20 protein-coding genes are annotated in these 24104 nt (G+C 41.8%); 11 read left to right on the forward strand and 9 right to left on the reverse strand.

Translation table 11 applies throughout. The features are described 5' to 3' along the window. Positions 1–128: 128 nt before the first annotated feature. The 3 genes from gmd (MSHOH_RS16670) to MSHOH_RS16680 all read left to right on the forward strand — a co-directional run bounded on the left by gmd (MSHOH_RS16670) (position 129) and on the right by MSHOH_RS16680 (position 4799). Positions 129–1151, forward strand: a complete 1023-nt coding sequence (gmd, locus tag MSHOH_RS16670) for a GDP-mannose 4,6-dehydratase (protein ID WP_048141352.1) — start codon at positions 129–131, stop codon at positions 1149–1151. Between the two features lie 28 nt (positions 1152–1179). Further along, a complete protein-coding gene (gene gmd / locus MSHOH_RS16675; RefSeq protein WP_048141354.1) occupies positions 1180–2211 on the forward strand; it encodes a GDP-mannose 4,6-dehydratase in 1032 nt (343 codons plus the stop codon). A 98-nt stretch (positions 2212–2309) separates the two neighbouring features. After that, complete coding sequence (locus MSHOH_RS16680) at positions 2310–4799, forward strand: oligosaccharyl transferase, archaeosortase A system-associated (RefSeq protein WP_082089394.1); 2490 nt, start codon at positions 2310–2312, stop codon at positions 4797–4799. A 178-nt stretch (positions 4800–4977) separates the two neighbouring features. Here MSHOH_RS16680 and MSHOH_RS16685 read toward each other — a convergent pair whose 3' ends face one another. Next, positions 4978–6444, reverse strand: coding sequence for a DHH family phosphoesterase (locus tag MSHOH_RS16685; protein ID WP_048141358.1), 1467 nt, complete (start codon positions 6442–6444; stop codon positions 4978–4980). Between the two features lie 591 nt (positions 6445–7035). On the opposite strand from MSHOH_RS16685, the gene MSHOH_RS25745 reads away from it, so the two are divergent. The 5 genes from MSHOH_RS25745 to MSHOH_RS16705 all read left to right on the forward strand — a co-directional run bounded on the left by MSHOH_RS25745 (position 7036) and on the right by MSHOH_RS16705 (position 10584). After that, positions 7036–7158 (forward strand): hypothetical protein, encoded by a 123-nt coding sequence (locus MSHOH_RS25745; protein ID WP_275425535.1) that lies wholly within the window; start codon positions 7036–7038, stop codon positions 7156–7158. A gap of 32 nt (positions 7159–7190) precedes the next feature. After that, positions 7191–8693, forward strand: coding sequence for a bifunctional ADP-dependent NAD(P)H-hydrate dehydratase/NAD(P)H-hydrate epimerase (locus MSHOH_RS16690; protein ID WP_048141360.1), 1503 nt, complete (start codon positions 7191–7193; stop codon positions 8691–8693). 166 nt (positions 8694–8859) lie between these two features. After that, the gene (locus tag MSHOH_RS16695; protein WP_048141361.1) at positions 8860–9045 is read left to right on the forward strand and encodes a hypothetical protein; all 186 of its coding nucleotides are present in this window, start codon (positions 8860–8862) and stop codon (positions 9043–9045) included. Between the two features lie 121 nt (positions 9046–9166). Continuing rightward, positions 9167–9634: a cyclic pyranopterin monophosphate synthase MoaC gene (gene moaC / locus MSHOH_RS16700; RefSeq protein ID WP_048141363.1), complete on the forward strand. Its 468-nt coding sequence runs from the start codon at positions 9167–9169 to the stop codon at positions 9632–9634. A 98-nt stretch (positions 9635–9732) separates the two neighbouring features. After that, a complete protein-coding gene (locus tag MSHOH_RS16705) occupies positions 9733–10584 on the forward strand; it encodes a ribose-phosphate diphosphokinase (protein ID WP_048141364.1) in 852 nt (283 codons plus the stop codon). Between the two features lie 273 nt (positions 10585–10857). Here the strand turns inward: MSHOH_RS16705 and MSHOH_RS16710 are convergent, their stop codons facing one another. From MSHOH_RS16710 to MSHOH_RS16730, 5 genes are read right to left on the reverse strand one after another with little or no spacing between them, the layout of a single operon-like run. Then, positions 10858–14097: a type I restriction endonuclease subunit R gene (locus MSHOH_RS16710; RefSeq protein ID WP_048141366.1), complete on the reverse strand. Its 3240-nt coding sequence runs from the start codon at positions 14095–14097 to the stop codon at positions 10858–10860. Continuing rightward, complete coding sequence (locus tag MSHOH_RS16715; protein WP_048141367.1) at positions 14094–15113, reverse strand: hypothetical protein; 1020 nt, start codon at positions 15111–15113, stop codon at positions 14094–14096. The genes MSHOH_RS16710 and MSHOH_RS16715 overlap by 4 nt, the downstream gene beginning before the upstream one ends. Beyond that, on the reverse strand, positions 15110–16225 hold the full coding sequence (locus MSHOH_RS16720) for a restriction endonuclease subunit S (RefSeq protein WP_048141370.1): 1116 nt from the start codon (positions 16223–16225) through the stop codon (positions 15110–15112). The genes MSHOH_RS16715 and MSHOH_RS16720 overlap by 4 nt, the downstream gene beginning before the upstream one ends. Beyond that, complete coding sequence (locus MSHOH_RS16725) at positions 16222–17148, reverse strand: ORF6N domain-containing protein (protein WP_048141372.1); 927 nt, start codon at positions 17146–17148, stop codon at positions 16222–16224. Before MSHOH_RS16725 ends, MSHOH_RS16720 begins: the two co-directional genes overlap by 4 nt. Beyond that, positions 17145–18662: a type I restriction-modification system subunit M gene (locus MSHOH_RS16730; RefSeq protein WP_048141374.1), complete on the reverse strand. Its 1518-nt coding sequence runs from the start codon at positions 18660–18662 to the stop codon at positions 17145–17147. The genes MSHOH_RS16725 and MSHOH_RS16730 overlap by 4 nt, the downstream gene beginning before the upstream one ends. A gap of 931 nt (positions 18663–19593) precedes the next feature. Here MSHOH_RS16730 and MSHOH_RS16735 point away from each other — a divergent pair. Then, entirely contained in the window at positions 19594–20439 is an 846-nt protein-coding gene (locus MSHOH_RS16735) for a hypothetical protein (protein WP_162197651.1), read from the forward strand. 448 nt (positions 20440–20887) lie between these two features. Here the strand turns inward: MSHOH_RS16735 and MSHOH_RS24060 are convergent, their stop codons facing one another. From MSHOH_RS24060 to MSHOH_RS16745, 3 genes are all read right to left on the reverse strand, one after another. After that, positions 20888–21133, reverse strand: coding sequence for a hypothetical protein (locus MSHOH_RS24060; protein ID WP_158024224.1), 246 nt, complete (start codon positions 21131–21133; stop codon positions 20888–20890). A 152-nt stretch (positions 21134–21285) separates the two neighbouring features. Further along, entirely contained in the window at positions 21286–21429 is a 144-nt protein-coding gene (locus MSHOH_RS24065) for a hypothetical protein (protein WP_158024225.1), read from the reverse strand. A gap of 27 nt (positions 21430–21456) precedes the next feature. Continuing rightward, entirely contained in the window at positions 21457–21798 is a 342-nt protein-coding gene (locus MSHOH_RS16745; protein WP_048141383.1) for a hypothetical protein, read from the reverse strand. Positions 21799–21951: 153 nt separating this feature from the next. Here MSHOH_RS16745 and MSHOH_RS16750 point away from each other — a divergent pair, with 153 nt between their 5' ends. Both MSHOH_RS16750 and MSHOH_RS16755 read left to right on the forward strand, forming a co-directional pair. Next, complete coding sequence (locus MSHOH_RS16750; RefSeq protein ID WP_048141385.1) at positions 21952–22131, forward strand: hypothetical protein; 180 nt, start codon at positions 21952–21954, stop codon at positions 22129–22131. 134 nt (positions 22132–22265) lie between these two features. Beyond that, the gene (locus tag MSHOH_RS16755) at positions 22266–23981 is read left to right on the forward strand and encodes a cation:proton antiporter (RefSeq protein WP_239451395.1); all 1716 of its coding nucleotides are present in this window, start codon (positions 22266–22268) and stop codon (positions 23979–23981) included. Positions 23982–24104: the final 123 nt, after the last annotated feature.

Here is a 24104-nt window from a genome sequence, read left to right on the forward strand (position 1 = left end):
AACGTTTGTATATCAATCAGTTTATATATAAAGAAGTTATGTTTTTCGCAAAGAGAGCTACGTTTTTAAGAATGATGAATGTCTTATCTCCTACAGGAAAAGAATTGGGAGCAAAATAAGGTGATTCCTTGACAAAGGTTGCACTGATCACAGGCATAACAGGCCAAGACGGAACATACATTTCAAAACTTTTATTAGATAAGGGGTATGTAGTACATGGAATAAAGAGAGAGTCTTCTACCAGAGCAGAAGAAAAGGACAAACAACAGAAAAATGCAAACCTTCACTTTCATTTCTGTGACATGACCGACTATTCGAAGCTCTTAAGAATTATTAAAGATGTATGTCCGGATGAGATCTATAACCTGGCGGCTCAAAGCAATGTACAGGTCTCTTTTGACCGACCAGAATATACAGCAGAAATTAATGCACTCGGTACCCTTCGTCTCCTTGAAGCCATACGCACTCTTGGGCTGGAAAAGAAAACAAGATTTTTTCAGGCTTCCACCGGAGATTTGTTCGGAAACTCACTGGATATCCCGCAAAATGAAAATACTCCCTTTCACCCCAGAAACCCTTACGCAGTGTCCAAATTATATGCTTACTGGATCGCCATAAACTATCGTGAAGCTTATAATATGTTTGTCTGCAATGGTATCCTGTTTAATCACGAATCTCCAATAAGACCCGAAATTTTTGTTACGAGAAAAATTACCAGAGCCGCGGTCAGAATAAAAAAAGGATTTCAAGAGAAATTGTACCTTGGAAATCTGGGTGCAAAAAGGGACTGGGGATTTGCAGGAGACTACGTTGAAGCTATGTGGCTGATGTTGCAGCATGATAAACCGGATGATTATGTGATTGCAACAGGTGAAACACATTCAGTACAGGAAGTGGTGGAGTTTGCGTTTAGAGAGGTTGGGCTTGAGATCAAATGGGAAGGAGAAGGGCTTGAAAAAAAAGGAAGAAACGCCGCAACAGGTGAGATTATGGTTGAGGTTGATCCCCAGTTTTACAGGCCTCTAGAGTCAAGCTTATTAGTTGGAAATCCTTCAAAAGCCAGCGAAAAACTCGGATGGGTTCCAAAGGTAAACTTTGAAGAACTGGTAAAAATGATGGTCAAAAATGACCAGGAATTAGTAAAATGTTAAAACACTTGTTTTAAATTGCGTGGTAAAAATGTCTAAAGTCGCATTACTTACAGGAGTAACCGGTCAGGATGGAGCATACCTTGCCGAACTCCTGTTGAATAAAGGATATACTGTGCACGGTATGCACAGAAGATCATCTCTGAGTAATACCGGACGTATAGATCATCTCCTGCAAGATCCCCATCAAGAAAGCTCTAATTTTTTTTTGCATTACGGAGACCTGACTGATTCAGCAAATGTTTTCAGGCTTATAAAGGACATCGAGCCTGATGAAATTTACAACCTTGGCGCCCAAAGTCATGTCCAGGTTTCTTTTGAGACCCCGGAGTACACTGCAAATTCGGATGGGCTTGGAGCCCTTCGTATTCTGGAGGCAATAAGAATTCTCGGACTTGAAGACAAATCTAAGTTCTATCAGGCCTCAACCAGTGAGTTATTCGGAAAAGTACGTGAAGTTCCACAAAAAGAAACAACTCCTTTTTACCCCCGGAGTCCTTATTCAATAGCTAAATTGTATGCTTACTGGATTACCATAAACTACCGTGAAGCTTATGATATGTTTGCCTGTAACGGTATCCTATTTAATCACGAATCTCCTTTAAGGGGAGAAACTTTCGTCACCAGGAAGATTACAATAGCTGTATCAAAAATAAAAAAAGGTCTTCTGGATAAACTTTATCTTGGAAACCTTAATGCAAAACGTGACTGGGGATTCGCAGGTGATTACGTAGAAGCTATATGGCTCATGTTAAATCAGGATAAACCCGATGATTATGTTATAGCGACGGGGGAAACTCACTCAGTGAGAGAATTTACAGAACTTGCATTTAGAGAAGCAAACATTGACATCGAATGGGAAGGGGAGGGAGTTAACGAGATAGGCAGGGACGCTGACAGTGGAAAAGTACTCGTAGAAGTTGATCCTATGTTTTACAGACCAACTGAAGTAGACCTATTGATAGGAGATCCTTCAAAAGCCAGGGAAAGACTTGGCTGGAAAACAAAAGTAAGTTTTGAAGAACTAGTCAAAATGATGGTAAAAAGCGATATGAAGAAATAATCATGGGTGCAGGGCAGAAAATCTCTTTTTATTAAGAAATTTGATTTTCTAATGGGGCTAATATACATAATTATTTAGAAAGAATAAATGTGAGTGATATGGAGAAATCAGAAAAAATCGAAAAAGACAAAAATGCACAAAGCACGTTTTCAAAAAATATCTTTGTGCTTGGAGCTATACTTTTAGCCAGCTTCATCATGCGCATGCTCTCCTATGCTTCACTTACTGCAGATGGAGGCATTACCTTCACGGGCTATGATGAGTTTTATCATATGCGGCGCATTCTTTATACAACCTTCAATTTTCCCCATTTTCTTAACTTTGATACCTATATCAACTATCCTTATGGTTTTGAGGTTGGGTGGCCGCCATTCTTTGACCTTCTAGGTGCTCTTCTCGCACTAGTTCTTGGAGGAGGACAGCCTGATACGCACACCGTCGAATTTGCAGGCGCTATCTTGCCGGTACTGCTCGGGATCCTGACAATAATCCCGGTTTATGTTATAGCCGCTTCGGTCTTTGACAGAAGAACAGCACTTGTCGGAGCTTTTGCTTTTGCTGTTCTGCCTGCCCATGTATACGTATCCCGCTTCGGGACAGTTGACCATCACGTAGCTGAAGTCTTTCTCTCAACAGTAGCCTATGCCTTTTTCATACTTGCCTTAAAGCTGGCAGGAGAGAGTAAACTTTCACTAAGTTCACTTAAAAACGTATCCTCAGATAAAAAACTCATAAGTCCCCTGGTTCTTTCAGCAGTCTCAGGGCTCTTTTTCTCCCTTCTCATCTTCACATGGGTAGGAGCTCCTGCCTTTGTCAGTTTTATTGTCCTTTACGCACTAGTTCAGACAACACTCGATATTAAAGCAGGAAAAGAGTCGGATTACTTATTCATCTGCTCGGCTGCAACTCTGTTTGCAACACTTCTGTTTACCATTCCCCTCTCAGCAGGAGCAGTCCGCCAGGGCCTGGAAATGAGTGCGATGTACCTTTCCTGGTTCCAGGTAGTGTATGTGCTGATCATGCTTGCCGGCATATTCCTTCTCTGGGGCTTTTCAGCGTTTGTTTCAAAGAAAGGGATGGACTGGAAGTATTACCCTGGCGTTTTAATTTTCATTTCCATCTCAGGGATCCTTTTCCTGAGAATGTTTTCCGCCGAATATTACGCTTTCATTGTCGAAGGATTGAGGTTCTTTTCGGGTAAAGGTGAATACATAAGTACAATTGCCGAAGCAGTGCCCCTGTTTTTGACCGGGCAGGGAAAACTCACCTTCTCGGCAGTACTGGGAAGTTTCGGGCCTTCTTTCCTGGTTGCACTGGCAGGATTTTTCCTGCTTATCCTTGAATCAAAAAGCGAAAAATCAAAACCAGAATGTATATTCTTCCTTGTGTGGACACTTTTTTATGCATATCTTGCCCTTTCCCAGAGGCGTTTTACCTATCTTTTTGCAGTAAATGTCTCGATTCTTACTGCTTATACTCTCATGATTCTGCTTGATTCTCTTGATTTCGAGAAAGAGGTAAGAAAACTGGTAAAACCCGGAAAGAAAACAGAGAAGAATTCCGAATCTATTCCTCAAACAGGAAAAAAAGTATCATTAAAAACCAGATCAAAGTCAAAAATCAGACAGGGAACAGAATCAAAGGGCAAGACTGCCGAACCTGATTATTTTAAACTTGTTTCTGGAGTTGCACTGATAGGATTTGTCTTTGTATCATCTATATGGATAGGTGTTGCTTTTGCAAAAGATGCAACTTCAATTGGTCCAGAATGGCAGGATTCCCTTGAATGGCTTGAGGCTTCCACTCCTGAGACCTCCTATTACCTTGAACCTTCGGAAACTCCTGAATACGGAGTCCTTAGCTGGTGGGACTACGGAAACTGGATAGTGTATGTAGGAAAGCGGCCTGCAGTCTCAAATAACTTCCAGACAGGAGTAGAAGATTCTGCAAACTTCTTTTTAACAGATTCCGAAGAGGAAGCAAAAACAATAATTGAAAAGCTCAATATAAAATACATAATAACCGACACTCTAATGGCAGAAGGCAAATTCAGTGCCATTACCGAGATAGCAGGAAAAAATATCAGCGACTATTATGAAATCGGAACAGTGAAAGAAAATACAGGCCTCAGAACCGTTGTAACTCCCAAAAAGGCTTTTCTACATACCCAGATATATAAGCTTCACAAACTTGACGGAACATCTCTTGGAAATTTCAGGCTGGTCCACGAGAGTGCTATGAATACCACAGAGAATGAAAGCGGTAAAGAAAATACTGTAAAGGTATTCGAATATGTCAAAGGAGCCACATTTTCAGGCACCGTTAACCCTAACGAGACAGTGATGGCAACACTTGAGCTCAGATCAAACACAGGCAGGACATTCGTGTATCAGAAAGGTGACGTAGCTGACGAAAAAGGTCTGTTTGAGATAACTGTCCCCTATTCAACTGAGAGCACAGGAAACGGAGTTCATGCAACATCCGACTATTCGCTGACCGCAGGAGAAAACTCAACTCTCACTGAAGTTCAGGTAACTGAAAACGATATTTTGAACGGGAGCAGAATAGAGTTAAACATCCCTGACTGAAACAGAGAAGAATAAAAGAAATCTGAAAAATAGAGGGAAAGAAAAAAATCTTTCCTTTAGAGGGAAAGAAAAAGATCTTTCCTTCTTTCCCCTGTTAAAAGTTTAAAGATGGCGATCTTACCGAAGAAGCTTATATTTCTTAGATTTTGTTTCCAAAATTTGTTCTGTATTTTAAAGTTTATTCAGCTGTACTTTCCACTCCGACAGCGCTCAGGAACCTTTTGACAACTGCTTCGTTAACGAGCCTCAGGAGTGTCTGCCTGTCCTTTGTGGCACTGAATACCCCGAGAGGTATCTGAGCACCTGCTGCATTTGCGTGCCCGCCTGCGTCTTCTCCGAAAGCCTGACGCATAATCTCTCCAAGGTTGACTCTGATATCGGTGCTGCGCCCGGAGATATAGATGCGGTCCTCAGTAACCCCGAAGACAACGGTTGTGGAGATTCCCTCAAGGCTCAGGAGATAGTCCGCAGCCTGAGGAAGGGTATCCCTGTCGCGTATGTTTCCGACATTTGAAAGGAGGTAACTTCCGAGGACCTGCCGGTTCCGGATGGCTTCCCCGAGAACTTCAAGAGTTTCTATAGCCATTGAAGGCTGCTCGAGCTGATCCAGTATCCCATGATTTGAAAGCGGATAGAGGTACGAAGCAGCGGAGAGGTCGGCCGGATCTGTCTTCCGCTTAAAGTCCTGAGTGTCGGTCCTGATCCCATAAAGCAAAGCCGTTGCGAGGGTCTTTGAGATATTGATATTTAACTGCTGCAGGTACTTTGTCATGATAGTGGCTGTTGCCCCAAAGTTGGGCCTGATATCGATATACTCAGCCTTTATCTCGGTCTCTCCGGGTGGATGGTGGTCAATTACGATCCCTACATAGGAATTGGGGGGAACCATATTATTAACACCCGGTATTGAACAGTCTATCAGGGCAATTTCGTCAAAGTCCTTCGGATCATGCTCTTCCATCTTGCTGAGGTCAATTCCGAGAAGGTTTACGAAAGCCTTGTTCTCCTGATGCCCTATCCTTCCATGGTAGAGAATATTTGCTTCAACCCCAAGGCTTTTTGCAATTTCCTTCAAAGCAAGCCCGCTGGATATCGCATCCGGGTCAGGGTTGTCGTGGATTACGATAGCAAGCTTTTTGTCTCTAATCCCTTTAAGCCATCTGGCAAGCCTGTTGCCCCTGTGGACTGATTCGGCTCTCTCGAGAGAGCGGGAAAGGGAACTTGCAACAAGTTTCGAAGGCATAAAGACATAATCAGACCCGAGATCTTCCATCTTTTCTTTATTGATTATATCCGAAGCGCGGGAAAAGATCTGGATATCCGGGTTTACTACTTTCTTAAAGTTTTCAATTCCTTTCCTGTTAGCCTCGTTGTTAGAGCTCAAAAAGAGTATTGCGACAACATTTTTAAGATCAATATTATTAACGAGCTCAGGGTCAGAGATATCTCCTAAAATGGTTTCAAAGCCTTCCTCTCTGAGAGTCTCAACCTTAGCTTCATCTTTATCCACAATAATTACAAGCTTATTGCTTTCCCTGAGCTCTTTTGCAAGCGCAAAACCAATACTACCGCTTCCCAGGATAAGATACCTGGGTTTAACTGTACTCTTAAGGCTGCTATCCGCATCTTTTGAAGAACTAGACAAAAGTCATCCTCCTGCTCTCATGTAAGTCCAGACACGTGCAAAGGAAAGCAAACATTTGATCAGATTCCTGCCTGCTTACAATTTTTTTACTTTTCTCTCTATTCGATCTCAATAAAGAAATAAGGAAAAACATTACATTGTTAGACATAAGGCTATTTAAAATTATTTAAGTACCGAATCCGATTTATTAAGAAATTTTATAATTTGTATATTCGCTTTCGTTTTTACAACTTGAGTGCTGAATACTGACGTTTTTTTGAAATTTCTGACTGCAGTTATCTAACCTTAGTTATTAATTATTCTTATTGGTTATCTAACCTTAGTTATTAGTTATTCTTACTATACATTTGTTACCCTTACTGAGGTCATACCTGTGAGGGATAATTTTCCTTGTGGAAAACTGACTTCATATCTCAGAGCATAAGCCGGTCTCACGGCACAAACTGCTTCTGGAAGGTCAATCCACTTTTATCGGTATTGTGAATATCGGTATTATGCTATATTAGAGTACAGCCTATTATATAGTAGATAACAACAGATAAGCTTACCTCTGTATAAAATATTTAATTACAAGAGCAGTAAGTAGATAAAATGGCAAGTAAATTCAGGCTGGATACCGAAGAAATGGGAAAAAAGTCTGGAGAAACACAGAAGCGCCTGAAGAAGCGTTCTAGTTTCGGTAAACTGAGTCAAACCGAAAATCAAATTCCATAAGTAATAGAAAGAAAGACCTGCAGGCAAAGAGTATGAGATATATCAGTTCCTCAAGGATGAAGGCAATAGATACAAACTGTGCATATCTGGGTATGTCCCCGCTTCAGTTAATGGAAAATGCAGGAGCAGCTATTGCACAGAGTGTAAAGGAAAGGCTTGGTAGCGGAAAAGTACTGTTTGTGGCAGGCAGAGGCAATAATGGGGGTGATGCTTTTGTTGCTGCCAGGCACCTTGCAGGCACTCCCGGATACATCGTAAGGGTTATACTGCTTGGAAAAGACCGGGATATAGGAACTGAAGAGGCTCTTCATAATTTCTCTCTGCTTAGGTTCAGCAGGGTGCAGACACTTGAAATAAGAGATTCAAGCCAGCTTACAGCTTCAGAATGGTTTTCAGAAGCAGACCTGCTTGTGGATGCCATTTTCGGCACAGGGGTTAAGGGGAAAATAAGAGAACCCGAATCAACTGCAATCGACCTGATAAATAAAGAAGGAAAAGCCGGAAAAACCGTAATTGCAGTAGATATTCCATCCGGGCTTGACCCTGATGGGGGAGAGTTTGAAAAAACCGTAGATGCCGACCTTACCGTAACTTTTCACCGCATGAAAGCAGGGCTTCTGACAGAACAGGCAAAAGAGCATACAGGTACGGTAAAAGTTACAGAAATCGGAGTCTGCGCGGATGCGGAACATTATGTGGGTCCGGGTGACCTACAGATGCTTCAAAAGAGGAAGCCTGAGGCACATAAAGGAAAAGCCGGAAGGATCCTTGTTATAGGTGGAGGTCCTTATTCCGGAGCTCCTGCACTTGCAGCACTTGCCGCCCTGAAGGCAGGGGCAGATCTCGTAACAGCAGCAGTCCCGGAATCTGTATCCAGGATTGTAGCATCCTATTCCCCCGACCTTATTGTCAGGAAACTTTCTTCAAACATACTCTGCCCTGAAGATCTGTCCATCCTCCCTGACCTCATAAACTCTCATGATGTGGTTGTGATGGGGATGGGGCTTGGAAGAGCAACAGAGACACTTGAAGCTGTCAGGAAGGTACTGCCCTTTTGCAGAAAAGTGGTCCTTGATGCCGATGCCCTTTCAGCCCTTTCAGGCACTCTATTTGAGACTCTTGCAGGAAATTGCGAAATCATAGTTACGCCACATGCAGGAGAATTTGCGCGCCTGAGGAATATGGAAACTCCCGAGATCCATGAAGCCCGTGAGAAAGCTGTCAGAGAGTTTTCCGAGGAAAAGGGCGTGATAACACTTCTGAAGGGAAAAATAGACATAATATCTGACGGAAAACAGACACTTCTGAACAGAACAGGAAACCCGGGCATGACTGTAGGAGGTACTGGAGACGTTCTGGCAGGCATTACAGGATCTTTATTTTCACGAAATCCGGCATTTCTTGCTGCCGTCTGTGCAGCCTTTATCAATGGGGCAGCCGGAGATCTTGCGTTTGAAAAAGCAGGAAATGCACTGCTTGCAACTGACGTGCTTGAAAAGATCCCTGAAATAATCAAAGAGGCAGGAATAGGATAAAAGAATTAGAATACAAAGCTGCTCTAAAAAGCACACATGATACAGAAATAATGTTCAGATAAAATAATGTTCAGATAATGCTCGGACAATACTCAAATAATACTCAAACATAACCATATTGTACTCAAATAATAATTGTTCATTACCTGGATGGGGGTAGAAAAATATGGTACACGACTTTGAGAGAAAAATAGATGTGGAAATCGAAAGGACAAGAATAAGAATTACAATTTTCCATGGGGAAGATGAAGAAGTTATAAAACTCAATCTTGAAGAAGCCGAGGAACTTGCAGAAAAACTTGAGCAGACGATTGAGGACTACTCACAGAGAAAACAAATCCGGATTGACTGAATAGAAAAATTGAAATCGGAAACTGCTGTCAAAGGAGCCAGGACGTAATAAAAGAAATTAAGAATTGATGTTAAATTGAACCATATAGAATCCGGACTAGTACAAAAAACGTGGTGGTTTCGTGGAAAAGTCATTTACTCATATTGAAGCCGGCAGGGCACGAATGGTCGATATAAGCGAAAAAAATAATGTTCCCAGGCTTGCAAGGGCTGCGGGAGAAATCGTACTTTCCGCAGAGACCATAGAGAGAATAAGGACGGGAACCGTGGAGAAAGGAAACGTGTTTGCAACTGCCAGAGTTGCAGCCGTACTCGCTGTTAAAAAGACTCCCGAGACAATTCCAATGTGCCACCAGATCCCCATAACAGGGATAGACGTGGACTTTGAGATAGGAGAAGAAGCGATTTCTGCCGTAGTTGAGGTCAGGACTGTAGGGAAAACCGGAGTTGAAATGGAAGCTCTGACAGGGGTATCGGTTGCACTGCTTACCATCTGGGATATGGTAAAATCTGCGGAAAAGGATGAGACTGGAAATTACCCGCACACACTGATAAGAAATATCAGGGTGCTTGAAAAGCTCAAAGGCTAAAGCTTTTGAGAAAGTAAAGCCGGAAAAAAGCAGGGTCCATTAAAAATAAGCTTTTTAAAGGATGGAATATATCAAGACGGCACACTGAGGTATGTATCTTGAAGATCATAGGTGGACCAGCATCACAGTTACTTGCCAGCCGCACGGCCAGAGCTCTGGGGACAGAGCCTGTACTTTGCGAGTTTAACCGCTTCCCTGACGGGGAACTTTATCTTAGAATAGCAGAAGAAATCGAAAATGAAAAAGTTACCCTTATACAGAGTACACCCACAGACTCCGATTTTGTATCCCTGCTCCAGCTTATCGATGCCTGTGAAGGGGCATCCGAAATCAATGTTGTGATCCCTTACATGGGTTATGCCAGGCAGGACAAGAAGTTCAAACCTGGGGAGCCCATAAGTGCCCGCGCTATTGCCCGCTGCATTAATGCTGACAGAATTTTTACAATGAATATTCATGCAAAGAGTGTACTTGAGCACTTCTCCTGCCCTGCTAGAAACCTTGATGCGGCCAACCTTCTGGGTACATATATTGCAGGTTTCGGCCTTGAGGACCCTATGCTGATTGCTCCCGATGAAGGGGCACAGGGACTTGTAAAGAACGTGGCTTCAGAACACGGCTTTGATTATGACCATCTTCAGAAAACAAGGCTCAGCGGAGATACCGTTGTGATTAAGACAAAGAACCTTGATGTAACCGGCAGGCACGTTGTCCTTGTGGATGATATGATTGCAACCGGAGGAACAATGGCCGAGTCAATCCGGATGCTTAAATCCCAGGGAGCAATTGATGTCCACCTTGCCTGTGTACACCCTGTCCTTACAAGAAATGCGGCTTTAAGGCTTTTCAACGCAGGCGTAAAAGATATAATCGGAACCGATACTTTAGAAAAAGCCGAAAGCAAACTGAGTGTTGCACCTCTTATTGCAGAAGCCCTTTCAGGGTACTAAACTCTGAGTCAAAAGCCTATACTCTACACAATCAAAAAAAACGTTACTTTATTTAAACGTTTTTTTATTTACTTCATGATGTCTGCCCGACGAAACACAGGTGCTTCCCGTCTGGGCAGTACATATCTAATTCAATTTTTATTCTCTGTATGAGATCACAGCAGTAATCAGATGCAACACTATAGCACTTTTTCAGAATTCTGCAAAGTTTCCGGACATCTTTTTTCTATTTCTCGTTGTTCCTCATTATTAAAGTACTTCCCATTTGATAGATTAAACACCCTTTGTTATTTCATCTGCAATTAATTCCGCCTGCCTAAGCACTGTTTCTGTAGCAAGTGCTTGCATATCAGGTGGATAACCATATTGCCTTAGTGTCCTTTTTACAATTACTTTTAATTTGGCCCTGACGCTTTCTTTAATTGTCCAGTCGATGGATGCGTTTTGTTTTACCTTTTCAAATAAAACAACAGCTAATTCCCGTAATTGCTCTTTTTGCATTACTTCCCTGGCACTTTCATTATCTGCAATTGCCGTGTAAAAAGCATATTCAAATTCAGACAAGCCCATTTCTTGAGGCTCTTTGTCCATCCGTTTAATCTCTTTACTGAGTTTAATTAGTTCCTCAATGACCTCAGCCGCAGTTAATACCTTGTTATGATATTTCACGATAGAATTTTCCAGCATTTCCATTAATGATCTGCTCTGAATAAGGTTCTTCTTTGTGCGAGCTCTTATTTCGTCATTGAGCAACTTTTTCAAAACCTCCAGAGCCAGATTTTTGTGTTCCATATTCCGGACTTCTAAAAGGAAATCCTCTGATAATATGGAAATATCCGGTTTTTTAATTCCGGCTGCATCAAATACATCTATCACCTGTTCGGTAACAAGGGCCTTATCAATAACCTGCCTGATCGCGGTCTCAATTTCCTCGTCTGTTTTACCTGTTCCGGTACCGTCAAATTTAACAAGTCTGGCTTTTACTGCCTGATAGAACGAGATTTCGTCCTTTACATCCATTGCCTGTTCGTGCGGGATAGCAAGGGAAAATGCCTTTGATAAAGCAGTTACTTCATCAATGTACCTTTTTTTGCCATTTTCCAGACCCAGGATATGTTCTTCTGCTTCAAGTATGATTGACAGCTTTCTGGATGTATCCGCTTCAAAGTAATCATCGAAGGTAAATCCGTGAAACATCTGTGATACAATCTCCAGTTTCTCAAGCATTAACTGAACTGCTTTTTCCTGAAGTACAGCAGGATCTCCCTTCCCTCCGCTGTCAGAATAGAAAGATAAAGCTTCTTTTAAGTCGGAAGCTATTCCCAGATAATCAACGATCAGGCTGCCGGGCTTGTCTTTATAGACGCGGTTTACCCGTGAGATCGCCTGCATGAGGGTATGACCTTTCATCGGCTTATCGATGTACATTGTGTGAAGACACGGAACATCAAAACCTGTAAGCCACATATCCCGGACAATTACCAGTTTCAGTTCGTCCTCCGGGTCTTTCATTCGTTCTGCTAAAGCTCTTCTTTGATCTTTTGTAGTATGATGTTTCGATATTTTTGGACCATCGGAGGATGCTGAGGTCATGACGACCTTGATGGCACCTTTTCGGAGGTCATCACTGTGCCATTCCGGTTTTATCTTAATAATTTCATCATACAGGTCGGCAGCTATCCTTCGTGACATTGTAACGATCATCCCTTTGCCTTCGAACACTTCCTGTCTTTGTTCGAAGTGAGTTACAATATCCTGTGCGATCTGTTCTATCCGGGCCTCACTACCTATTAAGGCTTCCAGTTGGGTCCATTTCGCTTTGATTTTTTGGGTTTCTGCAAGGTCTTCTTTATCCAGCTCTTCATCCAGCTCTGCGACAAGTTTTTTTCCTTCACTGCTAAGAGCGACTTTTGCCAGCCTGCTCTCATAATATATCTTTACTGTGGCGCCGTCCTCGACAGATTGTGATATATCATAGATGTCAACATAATTGCCAAAAACAACAGGCGTGTTCACGTCTGTTTTTTCTATCGGCGTACCGGTAAAACCAAGGAAGGTGGCATTTGGCAGGGCATCACGTGTGTATTTCGCAAAACCATAAACGATTTTTTTGCCGATTACGTTTCCTTGCTCATCTTTGACATCAACATTTTTTGCCTTGAAACCATATTGTGTCCGGTGTGCTTCGTCAGCTATGACAATGATGTTTTCCCGGTCTGAGAGTTTCGGGTAAACGTTGCCTTCTTCAGGCTGGAATTTCTGGATGGTGGTAAATACGATTCCACCTGATGCGACGTTTAAGAGTTGTTTCAAATGGTCCCTGTTCTCTGCCTGCACAGGTTCCTGCCTCAGAAGTTGCTTTGAAGCGGCAAATGTGTCAAAAAGCTGGTCGTCTAGATCGTTCCTGTCAGTGATCACCACCAGGGTGGGATTGTCCATTGCCAGCACGATTTTTCCTGTATAGAATACCATGGAAAGAGATTTGCCACTTCCCTGGGTGTGCCAGATGACACCGCCTTTCCGGTCCCCTACTGGCTGTTTTTTCACTCCGGGAAGACCATAACTTTCAGGACTTTCATAATGTATACCTAAAGTATTCCAATCCCAGTTTTCCTTTGCAGCATAACCCGATGCTCTGAGTGTCGATTCTACCGCCCGGTTAACTGCATAGTACTGATGATATGAAGCGAGCTTCTTTACGGTTTGAATAGTAATAATACCTGTTGCCGAGTCTTCTTTTTTTGATTTTTCAAATACGATGAAGTGCCGGAAAATATCCAGGAGAGTGGTTTTTTCAAGCATCCCTTTAATGAGTGTTTCAAGTTGTCCGATGAGTGGTGAGGCTTCACCCCTTCCATCCGAGCTTTTCCATGCCATAAACCTGGTGAATCCTGCGGAAAGGGAACCTGACCTGGCTTCCAGGCCATCGGAGATGACCATAAAACCATTGTATGCAAATAAAGATGGGATGGTTTGTTTATAAGTCTGCATCTGCTTGAATGCAGATCTTACGGTTGCGTTCTCATCTGCAGGGTTCTTGAGCTCGATAACCACAAGAGGCAGACCGTTTACAAAGAGGATGATGTCAGGACGTTTGTTCTTATCGTTCTCAACAATAGTGAATTGATTGGCAACAAGGAAATCATTATTTTCAGGATCGTTAAAATCAACCAGCCAGACCAGATCGCCCCTGTCTGCTCCTTCTTTTCGGTAGCTTACGTTTATGCCCTCTGTAAGCATCCTGTGAAACGCCTCGTTGTTGGAGATCAGTTCAGGAGAGTTCAGGCGCCGAACCTGCCTGATAGCGTCTTCCCTTGCATCTGCCGGAATGTCGGTATTGATCCTCGCAACTGCTTTTCGCAGGCGTTCTAACAATAACACATCCTCAAACCTTTCCCGTTCAGGAGTTTCGCTATCTGGGGCAATGGTCGGGGCATAGATATACTGGTAACCCTGTTTCTCAAGAAGATTAATAGCTAAATCTTCTATTTCGGATTCGGTTATTTTTATCATAATAGAGCCCCAAGAGAAACATTAATGCAATTTGGTATATGTGTAGGATTTATGGCAATCTCGCGATTGGTACCACCAATTAGTTCAAACAAATAATTGCCTGCAGAATCAATTTTTTTAAAGTAACACAACTTTATTTGAGAACCTTCATGATAGAAATGGATAAAAGGAGATACGTTAAAAACACTATTGAACTCTATTAAAATACATTGATTATTTAATATTGATGTGCAAAGTGATAAATCAGGATCTGAAAGTGTTATATCATAATTTTGTTTTTGTAATGAATGACCTCCAAACTTATTAAACCTGACTTTATGAATATCACCCAAATTGTTTACATATCTTAACAACGACACATTTTCCAGAAAATCTAATTCAAAAAGCAAGTCTAAAACTTTTGGAGAAAGTTCATCATATCTTTCTTTTGCTTCTTGTTCGGATAAAGCCGCTATATGTGAGAAAGAATTTCTTCCTTGGTTCAATTCCTTAATTAATTCAAATGTACCTGTATTTATACAAGACGAGATCTTTAATTCATTTTGATTTTGTTTATCGTACTCAATAATTTTTTCCATTGCTTCAACTTTCCACCCTAATTTGTCGCTCATTAGTCCTCTATGGTCTTGTTTAATCTTTTGACCATCAAATATTCGCACATTGTTCAATGAAAATCCTTTGACATTAACCTCGCCAAGAACTAAACCATAGAGAACATAAATTAAGGCTTCCCAAGTTGATCTCAAAAGTTGTAATCGGTGTTGCTCATTATCATAAGCTCTTTCTGTCTGATGATAAAAGTAGGCAATTGGTGCAGGGAAACTGTCGTAAACAACTTGAGGAAAATCTTCTTTTTTTTGATCAACATATTCACGTAACTGTTCATTGTATGCGGTTTCATCCATTTCAAATAGAATATAACTTGGCGGTTCGTCAAAGTTAGAACCAATATAAATATTCCCCCCTTCATCTAGAAACGACTCAAACTCTTCTCGATATTTTTGGTAGTCCGTCACAATTCCACCCTCAGTTCCCCACTCATCAGTTTCGGCAGCAGAGCATCCCGCAGCTTTTCGAGGGTGTAAATTTGATTTACATTTTCCCAACATTTCATGTGAATTGGTTCTAATGTCTTTAGCGTCTTAATTTGCAGTTCTATTGGAGGTAATTTTAATTTGAATTTACGGAAGTCTTTGAGCACAATTCTTGGAATAACAGCACCAGTTACAATGTTCTCCAAAGCTTCACAAGTAGAATTCATTTTTAAGTATATTGAAAGCAATAATGGGTTATACTTTCCATTTGGTCTTAAAATTGCGATTGATGAAAGAATCACTAAATCCAAGTCATTTGGTGCAACAAAAACATGTTTCAAATAGCTTCCATCTTTAGCAATGATAATATCATTTTTTAAAGGACGGCAGTCATTGCGTACCAATTCCTCAAAATCCGATTCAGAGATTTTCCTGCAAGAATCAAGGTGAATACCCCACTGGTGCATGTCCTTGACAGATGCCATCGGTAATCCAACTTCAACTGTAGGGGGACTTTTATGTGCACCGTCAGTTATTTTTTGGGTTACGTATTCTAAATCAACTTCTTCCCATCCCTCATCAGCTTCCTCCACAAACCACTGCTTGAACAGCGTTTCTGCCATAGCTTCAAGGGTTTTGTTCTGGCGGTGGAGCAGGTCAATCTTGTCGTCGAGGCTGGAAAGGACAGAGGCGATGGAGCGTTGTTCGGGGAGAGGGGGAATAACGACATCAATTGGATGAATATGATTTCTGTTTAACGTTGGTACCGCGCTTCCAACATTGAATTGTTTAAAGTCAAATGTTTTTAAAAAATAGTAGATAAATAACTCATCATTCCCTTTAAAATCTTTGACATACAATGTTGTATTGTGTGCCCAAAAGTCAACGTTATAAAAATAAGCGTTACCCAAATTGCCACTTCTGCCGATTGTAATTCCGGGTGCTTTTGTGGTAGCTTCATTATGATAGCCAATGATTCCATTTGAACCTGCAACAGGAATCGTACCATTCATCATTTTACTTTTTGGTAAATCATGTCCCCTTTGTAGAGTTATTACGTCCCCCAACTTACATTCCTTCCACTCACCCGTCATTTCATCCCCTCCAGCCTTGTGAGCATCTCAACTGCTCCGATGTCCATTTTTGAGAAGGCGAACCACTTCTTTCCGAGGTCTTTCAGGGAAGCGCCGAAGTGGTATAGGTCGGTGTTGTCTATTATGATGAACCTGTCGTGGGCGCTTTTGAATTCCCTGAGTTCGACTGGCGGGTACTGCTCGTTGCACTTATTCACATCCTGGGCCAGGGCTCTGGTCGGGTTCCTCGTGAAGAGCAGGACCTTCACTCCCTTCTTCCGCTTCGTGAGTAGGGTCAGGACGCTATCGTCCAGATAGTTGTCTATGATGGTTATCGACTTCTTCGCGCTCATGAATAGATCGGAGACGAATATGTAGGCGTCGAATACCTGGCCGTCGTAGAAGATGCCCTGCTTCGGCTTTATCTCCCTGGACTCTATGGCAACCAGGACCTTTTCCATCTTTTTGTCAGTCTCGAGTTGCTTGAGTTCGAGCGTGTCCAGTCGCTGGAATATCTGTGCGTTGGCAAGGATGAATTTACGCATGGCGACGAAGGCGTTGATTATCCTGACGCTCATCTCCACCGCGACATCGCTTCTCAGAACAGCCGAGAGCATGGCCACTCCCTGTTCGGTGAACGCGTACGGCAAGTATTTTCGATGCTTCCCGCGCCTGCTTTCTAAGGTCACATCCTGTGATGTTAAAGCTCCATCATTCTCTAAGGTCACAATTTGTGATCTTAAACGTTCATATTCCCCGGCGGTCAATTGAAAACAGAACTGCTCCGGGAACCTGTCTTTGTTTCTTTTGACCGCCTGGTTTAATATCCTGGTCTCAACATGATAAAGAGCGGCCAGATCCCCATCCAGCATCACCTGTACGCCTCGAATCGTGTAGATCCGGCTTTGGATGCCCTCGACGACCATCAATTCATTCCTAGTCATTCAAGCTTCACCTTTTTCAGATTCTCGGCGACCAGCAGGTTCAGTCTCTCTTCCTCTTTCAACTGCTCCTCGAGCTCGGCTTTCAGCGCGGTGAACCGTTCATTGAAATCAAAATCATCCTCATCATCCGGCAATCCCACATAACGCCCCGGCGTCAGCACATAGTCCAGTTCACGCACCCGTTCAATTGGAGCAGAATTGCAGAATCCTTTCACATCTTCGTAATTCCCGTCAGGATTGCGCCAGTTATGGTAGGTGCTCGCGATCTCCTGTATATCCTCAGATGAGAATTCACGGGTTCTGCGGTTTATCAGATGTCCCATGTTCCGTGCATCGATGAACAGGATCTCATCTGTTCTGTTCCTGTACCTGCCATTGGATTTGTTTCTGCTCAGGAACCAGAGGCTGGCCGGGATCTGGGTATTCAGGAATAGTTTTGGCGGAAGGTTTACTATACAGTCCACTAAGCGTGCCTCCACAAGCTCTTTCCTGATATCTCCCTCTCCCGATGACTTGGACGTCAGGGAACCTTTAGCCAGAACAAAACCGGCCTGACCGCTCGGACCTAAATGATAAAGAAAGTGCTGTATCCAGGCATAATTAGCATTTCCGGCTGGCGGAACACCATACTTCCATCTTCCATCCTTGCGTAATAGATCGCCACTCCAGTCGCTGTCATTGAAAGGTGGATTAGCTATGACATAATCCGCTTTCAGGTCTTTGTGGGCATCATTCAGGAAAGAACCTTCATTGTTCCATTTAACTTGGGAGCTATCAATGCTTCTGATGGCGAGATTCATTTTTGCCAGCCGCCACGTTGTCTGGTTGCTCTCCTGCCCATAGATCGATATATCGTTTATTTTTCCCTGATGGTCGGCAACAAACTTCTCCGACTGCACAAACATGCCACCGGAACCGCAGCATGGGTCAAAGACCCGGCCATTGTAGGGTTCCAGCATTTCTACCAGTAACTCAACAACACTTCTCGGAGTGTAGAACTGTCCACCCTTTTTTCCTTCTGCCAGAGCAAATTCACCAAGGAAATATTCGAAAACATGACCAAGAACATCAGCACTTCTGTTTTTGGCATCTCCAAGAGCAATATTGCTCACCAGATCGATCAGACCGCCAAGATTTGTAGGGTCAAGATTGCCCCGTGCATATACCTTTGGTAAAACCCCTCTAAGCAAAGGATTCTCTTTTTCGATGGCATCCATTGCATTATCAACAGCTTTACCGATTTCTGGTTTTTTAGCTTCTGACTGCAAGTATGACCAACGGGCAATTGTGGGTACAAAGAATACATTCTCAGCTTTGTATTCATCCCTGTCTTCAGGATCCGCACCAGCATACTCTCCTTCCCCTTGTTGCAATTTTTCATATAATTCCTCAAAGGCATCTGAGATGTATCTTAGGAAAATCAAGCCCAAGACTATGTGCTTATACTCAGCAGCATCAATATTTTTTCGAAGTTTGTCTGCCGCTTTCCACAATTGCTTTTCAAAATCACTCATAATTAATGCCTTCCATTATTCAAATTTTTAATCAGCTTAATGAACCAGTACAAAAGCCGTTTCGTGTAGTTTTGATGTTTTTCTTAGTCACAAAGATAGTTGGAACTTGAAAATTCTTATTTTTCAAAAATTCAAATTTACCGTATTCAATTCCTAATCCTTGTGTTTTAGTTATAGTATGCCTTACTTGAAATTTACATAAACTTTATAAGATATCTTATGGAAGAGAATATCTATATTAATATAAAGCATTTACTAAAATTCATTTAATAGAATGTAGTAATTTGGGTTAAATATGGATTATTAATTTTGCTCAAACGATATGGAATACAATCAAGATCTAATAAAATCACTCCAATTTTTTTCAATTTACTTTTGGTTTTATTTGTTCCATCTATCAAAGATTCTAAGAAATATTAAATTGAATAGTTTTCTGTGATGCAATCAGGCGCTTCATAATGTATCAACTCTTAAAAATATTTTTTTATTCATGTAGATTTTTATTAAATGCGGCGCATAAAAATGAATTAATCTTTGTTAGTGCAACTTTCGGAAAAAAGACAGTTGTGCATAACTCATACACTAGCGTTGCGTTTTTTGAAGATATCTATATCCCTAAACAAAAGTAAGAGATGTTTAATTCGAACTTATGAAATCCTTTGACAGATATATTCTTTAAAAACATTTACTCAATCACGACTTTTTGTGAGCACCATAAGCTCATCTTAATCTTTCCTTCAAGTTCTTGACTTTTGCAAAATATCCCTTTCCTTTTTTCAGATAGGAACGCTAGGTCAGATAAGCCATTTAGTCTTAATGTTCATGTTCTGAAAAGGTGGAGAATTGAGGAAAATGTTGATATAATGCTAGAAACCAAAGAATAAACTTACTTTAGCTATATTTTTATTGTAATAACAGCTTCATATGATGCATGGTTTATTACTATAGTTTAAGAAGACAAGAGACTGAACTCAAGATATTGTTTACAACTGGCGTTATTTTTTCTTTTTTTATATGTTACATAGAAAAATATATTTCAGGATTTACGGCTATTTTACTATTTTTTATGTATATCTACAGTTTAATGTCATTCTCTCCAAATATTTTTAAGTTAGTCATCAACAATATTTTCGCGGTTATAATAATCTGTTTGTCATTTTTTGCAATTTTATTTTGGTATTTTAAGATTGATGCATTACCTATGGGAAGTATAAATGACAATCAAATGCTCATTTTTGTTACATTACTTTATGTATTTTTGACTTATAAAACAATGAAAAGTAATTTTTCAATATATCAACATCAAAGAATGCCTCAGTTGCTTATAGATATTGCAAATAATGATAGTAAAGCGCTATTTATGATTAAAAATATAAGCGATTTCCATGCTGTAGAGTTACTTGTTACATTTGAAATATTGTATCCAATACCAGTTAGCACATTTTCAACAATAAAATTGTTTATAGTAAGAAGTCTTTTCAAAAAGAGAAAAAATGACTATATAATTCATTATTTCTTAGAATATCTTGAACCAAAAAGCACTGCAGATCTTGATATAGAACAGGAAATCCAATGTTTAATAGATAAAGAAGCCATTACAAAAAAAAGAGGGTTAGACATAATAGGTGAAGATCTTCATGTTATTGTGAAATATGAGTATAAATCATTAGATAATTTAGACTTAGAAAAACCGTTTTATAAGCGTTTCAAATTCAAGATACATCCTACAGGAAGTAAACTAGTGCATAAAAGTGGCAATCCAGTTAAATTAGATTGATATAAATTTATTTTAATCACTAATCTTTTTAGAATATTAACATCAAACAGTCATGCATACAAAAAATTCGAGATACCTATATCCCAAAACTAAAGTGTGAGATATAAAACTCGAACCTATGAAATCTTTGATAGATATATGTTTTAAAAAATGTCTATTCGATCATAACTCAATCAAGTATAAACTCACAACTCACGTGGTAATCTTCCTCAAAAAGTACCTTGTTCTCAGATTTAGAATTCTTTGGGTCCAAGTTATATTTGCCTTCAAGTTCCTTGGCTTTTGTTTCAACAACTTCTTAACTTTTCAAGAATATGAAACAATTTTTTAACTTATCTTCTCACTGAAAAGAATAAACAAAGTAGAGATGTTTTTTGTCAGGACTATACATATCCAGCTCTATCTTTATTCTCTGTATTAAACCGCAACAATATGTAGATGCTATCCCTTAGTATTTTTTCAGGATCCTGCAGAGTTCATCAACTTTGATCCCGTCACTGAGATATCTCCGAATCGTGTAAAGGACATGCCTGACCATTGCCTCTTCTGTGATAGTGTCCTTGACTTCGATGTATTCCACAGCGTACCGAGATGCGCTATCCTGATCTGATACAGGAGTCGTTTCCAGATAGTGTAGTTCAATAGACTGATAAAGAGGCTTCCTACAGTGAGGACAAATCGCTTTAATGTACACAGATAACTACCTTCTCTATTTTTAGTCCAAAAAGTCCGAACCCCCAGACAATATAAAAATGATAGTATAATATGTAAAAACATGCTTTAAAAAGTAAAATCCGTGTTATAAAAAAAGATATTTGTGTGAATACACAAACTTGAATTTTTTAATTATTCCCCAAGCGAGAAATAGAAACTATCATCCAATAGACCAGGTTCGTAGCCCATAATTACTTCTTTACCCTGAGGCACTGTATAAGGATGGAGCAGTTCACTCAATAACTCCTCATCGCACGGTCTCGCGAGGAATTTCATCTTTTTCCAGTTCTTCAGAAATAGGTTTTATTTTGGCTGCGAGTTCATCAATTTTGTAAAGAGGAGTAGTGTTGTGTTCTTTCGCAAGATGCTCATCGAGTGCACGGGGATTTTCTTTTGCTTTGCGTTGCTCTTCAGGAGTGGGGATCCGATGATTTGATGGATTCTGAAGAGGTTCTTCTTTTTGTTTCTCTTCGAGTTCTTTGGCTTTGCAAAACACTTCTTTGCTTCTTCGTATTCACCCGCTTCAACATGAGCAATTCCTGCTTTTGTGAGTGCTTCGATTTTTTCTTTTGTGGTACGCGGAACTTCATTGAGAAGTTTCCTACCCTCTTCGTGTTGGATCAGGACAGAATAGGGTTCTGCCATCTTTTTTTCATTTTCTCTCTGTTCTTCACGAACGAAGTGCTGAGTACGAATACAGATAAATAGGATGATAAAAAATAATTAGACAAGTAATTATCATGTAAAATAAAGAAAAAACAACAGCTCAGGACAGTGGACAAAGAGCATTTTGTTAGAATGTTTGAAGATGAAGAGTTTCTAAACGCTGTCCAGAAATGCATGGATGAATCTACCTGCACAGCTGCAGAAGTTGCCGATGAGAGTAGGATGTCATCCCACAGTCGCAAAAAACAGGCTTTTACTAGCAGAACAAGGCAAATAAAAGAAAAAGTTGAGAGGCAGAACATAAGGTTTTAGACCCTGAAAACTTCAAGCGATGACAAAGAATAAAACACCTTTTAAAAAATAGTCTTTATGTTACTACGGAGAATATACACGTGCAAAACCTTGATCTTATCCTCACGTTGACCGGAGGATTTGCTGCAGCTCTGGTGTTTGGCTATCTTACTCACCGCTTCGGGCTTTCACCGATTGTTGGCTACCTGCTGGCCGGGATCATGGTAAGCCCTCATACACCGGGTTTCGTTGCAAACACAGAACTCGCTGAACAACTCGCCGAGATCGGAGTTATCCTGCTCATGTTTGGGGTCGGCCTGCAGTTCCATTTCCGGGAATTCTGGGCAGTCAGGCGCATTGCCCTTCCCGGGGCCCTTATCCAGAGCCTGGCAACGGCGGCCTTTGGAGCAGTCGTGATGCATACGCTCGGCTGGGATTGGAAGGTAGGGATCGTCTTTGGTCTTGCCATATCGGTTGCAAGTACCGTTGTCCTGACCAGGGTCCTCTCGGACAACAACGAGATCCATACCCAGACCGGGCATATTGCCTTGGGCTGGCTGGTGATGGAAGACCTCTTTACCGTATTTGTTCTGGTGCTGCTCCCTGTCATATTCAGTCCTGGAGTTGTCGGTGCAACCGGTATCATTGAAGCCTTCGCGTTTACAGCCATAAAAATCATCGTTCTGGTGATATTCACCTTTGCAGTCGGGGGACGGCTTCTTCCACGCTTTCTTACCCATATTGCAAATACTAATTCACAGGAGCTGTTTACCCTCGCAGTGCTGGCAATCGCCCTGGGTATCGCCGTGGGATCGGCTTATATGTTCGAGGTCTCGATGGCCCTGGGGGCGTTCCTCGCCGGGATGGTGGTAGGGCAATCAGAATTCAGCACGCGGGCAGCAACAGAGGCACTCCCCCTGCGGGATGCGTTTGCCGTGCTCTTCTTTGTCTCGATCGGGATGCTCTTTGACTTTAACAGCCTGATTGAGTCCCCGGTTTTCGTGATAGCTACCCTTGCAATCATCCTGCTGGGCAAACCGCTGGTAGCGTTTCTCATCGTTGCCCTGATGCGATATCCGCTCCGGGTTGCTCTCTCTGTTGCCCTGATTCTCTCCCAGATCGGTGAGTTTTCATTCATTCTGGCAACGGTGGGAGCGGACATGGATATTCTTCCTGCAAATGCCCAGAATATCCTCGTAGCAGCTGCAATCATATCAATTACCCTTAACCCTCTCCTCTACCGGGCCGGCGGAAAGATAGAACGTTGGCTAGACCGGTGCATGCCAGGTCTCACCAATTGTATCCATGCCCGGTGTGCTCCCATCCCGGCTACGAACGGGCAGGTAAACAAGCAATCCGGACAGATCCATGTCATCGTGGTTGGGTACGGGCTCGTTGGCCAGACCGTGGTACGGTTGCTCATGGAGAACGATATCTGCCCGACGATCTTGGAACTGAACGTCCAGACCGTCCAGTCTCTTCGTTCCCAGGGGTACCGGACAATATACGGGGATGCTGCACGCATCAATACGCTTACCGATGCCGGAATTACGGATGCCCATGCACTGGTGCTCAGTGTATCCGATGTTAAGGGAGAAAGCGAGATTATCAGGCAGGCACGGGAATTGAACCCCCATATCAGGATCATTGCACGGACCACCTACATGTCCAACCGGCAAAACCTGATCGCTGCAGGGGCAGACGTCATCTTTACCGACGAGGGCGAAGTGGCGCTTTCGGTTACGGAAATGATTTTAAAACAGTTCGGTGCAACACCGGACCAGATAAACCGGGAGCGTCAGAGAGTGCATGAGAGTTTCTATGAGAGTTTCTTCCCCACTCCGCCGCAGGCAAAAAAAGAAGAAACTTGACCAGATCCAGCTCCCCGTTCCTTAGATCCTGAAAGGCAGGAAAAGCAATCCGGAAGTAAGCAGGGCGGGGTAGTTTTAGGATCTGTTTTCCGAGCTTTCTGAAAGTAATAGGTGTTTGACCCA

Source organism: Methanosarcina horonobensis HB-1 = JCM 15518, assembly GCF_000970285.1.
Lineage (GTDB): Archaea > Halobacteriota > Methanosarcinia > Methanosarcinales > Methanosarcinaceae > Methanosarcina > Methanosarcina horonobensis.

What these genes read in the sequence shown, in the direction of transcription:
- MSHOH_RS16695 (WP_048141361.1), top strand. Translation starts at nt 8,860, where the DNA reads ATGGTACACGACTTTGAGAGAAAAATAGATGTGGAAATCGAAAGGACA.
- MSHOH_RS16725 (WP_048141372.1), bottom strand. Translation starts at nt 17,148, where the DNA reads ATGACTAGGAATGAATTGATGGTCGTCGAGGGCATCCAAAGCCGGATC.
- gmd (WP_048141354.1), top strand. Translation starts at nt 1,180, where the DNA reads ATGTCTAAAGTCGCATTACTTACAGGAGTAACCGGTCAGGATGGAGCA.
- MSHOH_RS16720 (WP_048141370.1), bottom strand. Translation starts at nt 16,225, where the DNA reads ATGACGGGTGAGTGGAAGGAATGTAAGTTGGGGGACGTAATAACTCTA.
- MSHOH_RS24065 (WP_158024225.1), bottom strand. Translation starts at nt 21,429, where the DNA reads ATGAAATTCCTCGCGAGACCGTGCGATGAGGAGTTATTGAGTGAACTG.
- MSHOH_RS16710 (WP_048141366.1), bottom strand. Translation starts at nt 14,097, where the DNA reads ATGATAAAAATAACCGAATCCGAAATAGAAGATTTAGCTATTAATCTT.
- MSHOH_RS16730 (WP_048141374.1), bottom strand. Translation starts at nt 18,662, where the DNA reads ATGAGTGATTTTGAAAAGCAATTGTGGAAAGCGGCAGACAAACTTCGA.
- MSHOH_RS16750 (WP_048141385.1), top strand. Translation starts at nt 21,952, where the DNA reads ATGTTTGAAGATGAAGAGTTTCTAAACGCTGTCCAGAAATGCATGGAT.
- MSHOH_RS16735 (WP_162197651.1), top strand. Translation starts at nt 19,594, where the DNA reads ATGGTTTATTACTATAGTTTAAGAAGACAAGAGACTGAACTCAAGATA.
- MSHOH_RS16745 (WP_048141383.1), bottom strand. Translation starts at nt 21,798, where the DNA reads ATGGCAGAACCCTATTCTGTCCTGATCCAACACGAAGAGGGTAGGAAA.
- MSHOH_RS16690 (WP_048141360.1), top strand. Translation starts at nt 7,191, where the DNA reads ATGAGATATATCAGTTCCTCAAGGATGAAGGCAATAGATACAAACTGT.
- MSHOH_RS25745 (WP_275425535.1), top strand. Translation starts at nt 7,036, where the DNA reads ATGGCAAGTAAATTCAGGCTGGATACCGAAGAAATGGGAAAAAAGTCT.
- MSHOH_RS16680 (WP_082089394.1), top strand. Translation starts at nt 2,310, where the DNA reads ATGGAGAAATCAGAAAAAATCGAAAAAGACAAAAATGCACAAAGCACG.